The sequence below is a fragment of the Gordonibacter pamelaeae 7-10-1-b genome (assembly GCF_000210055.1).
Classification (GTDB): Bacteria; Actinomycetota; Coriobacteriia; order Coriobacteriales; family Eggerthellaceae; genus Gordonibacter; species Gordonibacter pamelaeae.
Window position 1 is genome coordinate 1,546,343 of sequence record NC_021021.1, and the last position, 1,386, is coordinate 1,547,728.

The 1,386-nt window shown below is 70.3% G+C and carries 2 protein-coding genes; both read left to right on the forward strand.

The window, feature by feature from the left end; translation table 11 throughout:
* A partial coding sequence (gene folK / locus GPA_RS07145) for a 2-amino-4-hydroxy-6-hydroxymethyldihydropteridine diphosphokinase (RefSeq protein WP_041240235.1) occupies positions 1 to 918 on the forward strand: 918 nt, incomplete at its 5' end.
* A partial coding sequence (locus tag GPA_RS07150; RefSeq protein ID WP_083808969.1) for a biotin--[acetyl-CoA-carboxylase] ligase occupies positions 915 to 1,386 on the forward strand: 472 nt, incomplete at its 3' end. The genes folK and GPA_RS07150, both read left to right, overlap by 4 nt.

The following is a 1,386-nucleotide window of genomic DNA, read 5'->3' on the forward strand; positions in this document are numbered from 1 at the left end:
TGCGACGCCGGGCTCGTGGTCATGCACATGCAGGGCGAGCCGGCCACCATGCAGGACGATCCCGTGTACGACGACGTGGTGAACGATGTGCGCGACTACCTGCGCGACCGGGCAGCCGCGCTCGAGGCGGCGGGCATCGCGCACGACCGCATCTGCGTCGATCCCGGCCCTGGCTTCGGCAAGACGCCGAAGCAGACCATCGAGCTCGTGCGCAACTTCCAGGAGTTCGCACGGCTGGGGTACCCGGTGATGGCGGCGCTGTCGCGCAAGAGCTACATCGGCTACGCGTACCGTATCGACGAGCCGCGCGAACGCGACCGGGCGTCCGCTGCCGAGGCGCTCATGGCCTGCGAGCTGGGGGCGAACGTGGTGCGCACGCACAACGTTGCCGAGACGGCCAAGGCTCTCAAGGACCTGCGCCCCTACGCGCTGCTGGGCCTGGGTTGCAACGTGCCGCTCGTAGCCGAGCCGGGCGAGGAGCGCGAGGGCAAGATCGCGCTTCTGAACCAGGCCGTCACCGAGCTGTGCGCGCTGCCGGACTCGCAGATCGTGGACATCTCCAGCTTCTACGAGAGCGAGCCGGCCTACTATCTCGACCAGGACGTGTTCGTGAACTCCGTCGTGCTGCTGCGCACGGGCCTGGCGCCCAAGGAGCTTTTGGGCTACCTGCACGCCATCGAGAACAGCCTGGGCCGCGTGCGCGAGAGAGAGAACGGGCCGCGCACCTGCGATATCGACATCATCGACTACCAGCTGTACGTGACGGACAACGACCTGCTCACGCTGCCGCACCCGCGCGCCCTCGAGCGCGACTTCGTGGTGCAGCCGCTTCTCGAGCTGCTGCCGGGCCATGTGCTGGCCGACGGCTCCTCTGTGACGCGCGACCGCGTGGCGGTGGGGAAGGCCACGCGGCTGTGAGCGAGCCGCTCGCGTTCCGCCTGCGCGTGCTCGACGAGGTCACCTCGACGAACGACGAGGTGAAGCGCGCGCTGGAAGCCGGCGAGCCCGAGGGCTTGGCTGTGAGCGCCCGTCGCCAGACGGGCGGCTACGGCAGGCAGGGCCGCACCTGGGCGAGTCCCGAGGGCGGCCTGTACCTGTCGCTGCTGCTGCGTCCCTCGGTGGACGCCGCCCTGCTCCCCACCTTGAGCCTCGTGACCGCCCTGGCCGTCCGCCGCGCGGTGGCCGGGCTGCTCCCCGCCGAAGCCGCGGAAAGCGTGCTGGTGAAGTGGCCGAACGACCTGGTGGTTCCGGCGGCCTCCCGGCCGCCGGAACTTCTCGACGCTGCGGCCGGCCGCGGCACCCGATCTCGCGGCGATGCCGGAGACTCGCGTACCGAAGTACGCTTCGCCTCCGCCATCCCCACGATCTCGGGCATCACGGACGGCC